Source organism: Pseudoalteromonas sp. S3178, from assembly GCF_005886985.1.
Taxonomy (GTDB): Bacteria; Pseudomonadota; Gammaproteobacteria; order Enterobacterales; family Alteromonadaceae; genus Pseudoalteromonas; species Pseudoalteromonas carrageenovora.
This window is the reverse complement of sequence record NZ_PNCW01000063.1, coordinates 1-1309: the sequence shown is the minus strand read 5'-3', so window position 1 is coordinate 1309 and position 1309 is coordinate 1. Positions and strand designations below refer to the sequence as shown.

Annotated in this window: 1 protein-coding gene; it reads right to left on the bottom strand. The window is 35.8% G+C overall.

The features are described from left to right. Positions 1-418: 418 nt before the first annotated feature. Positions 419-1198: a hypothetical protein gene (locus CWC11_RS16785; protein WP_138683595.1), complete on the bottom strand. Its 780-nt coding sequence runs from the start codon at positions 1196-1198 to the stop codon at positions 419-421. Positions 1199-1309 lie beyond the last annotated feature (111 nt).

The following is a 1309-nucleotide window of genomic DNA, read 5'->3' as shown; positions in this document are numbered from 1 at the left end:
AGTACTAAATTTGGCAATAAGATTAGGGCGTGTTGATCTTTGCGGATTGAAATTTGTTCAATCTAGGGACGATTAAATCGCGGCGCGAGGTTTGTAACCTAGTGGGCTAAGTAAAAACCGAGCAACAAAGAGTTAATCGTCCCTAGGACGAACCCAACGGGCAGCGCGTGTTTGGTATTTACACTGCGTTATCGCCTATTTATGGGGAATAACCACACCACATAGGCTCTGCCTTGCCTAAATGCCAAACACACTGCTGCAAATTTAACCTCGAAAGATAAACAGGCCCTAGCTATAAACTACTTAATATACATGGCTATTTAATTACACCAACCATATTTATATTAAAAAAGTAGGGGAACATACTAATTAGGCACAATTATACTGCATGTTTTTTAATCAAAAAACAATCACTAATCTAATTATAAAATAGCGTATATATTAATTTACCAATACTACTAAACATGATGCCACCCATAAGTAAAAAGCCATACATAAAACTAATAGCACCCGCTGAGGGGTCGCTCTTTTTATCAATTTCTATACATGCCGTACACACAACAAAATATATAAAAAAGTTAGCAATAACCCCTAAAATAAAAGCATTACCAAATAACGGTGATACACCAGCTAAAACTGCGCCCAATATTAGCAGCGAGCCTGAAAATGAATGTTTATTAAATCGGCTCTCAATTATTTTTATAGCTAATGTGGCTAACATTAAGAGTAAAAAGTATAACGTTGGCCAAAACTGATAATATAAATACCCCCAGTTTAAAAGCTCACCTGAAGTTGATGAATAAGCTTGCTGGCCTATGTCGGCTGCTGAAGCATTCGCGGCATTTTCGGTAAAAAGATACCCTATCCCACCAATAATTAATTTTATAATCAAAAAAAATAAAAAACTGGCAATAGTAAACCCGATAGCGTCATCCCTTGTTAATCGTTTTTTAGCTTTGCTTTTTACAATAATGGCAAGCATTAAACCTAATAGGCATACACTTCCTAAATAAAGTACCGCTTGCCAAAAGTCATCAGAATAAAATACAGCCAGCCCTGGTGCTATAAATAGATACATAGCATCTTCGTTGTCTAGTGAACGGTTTCGGGCACTTTGCTCAGACTCTTTAAAAAGAGCTAAATATACAAATAAAGGCTGTAAAAACAGCATTAAAATACTCGTGGTAATAAGGCTCATACATCATCCTTAATGAGAATACGTTAATGCAGCACACGTGCTGCATTAAAATTAAAAATGTGGGTGCTCAATAATAAAGGGAGGTAGGTTTTAAAGGTTTATTTTTTGAAA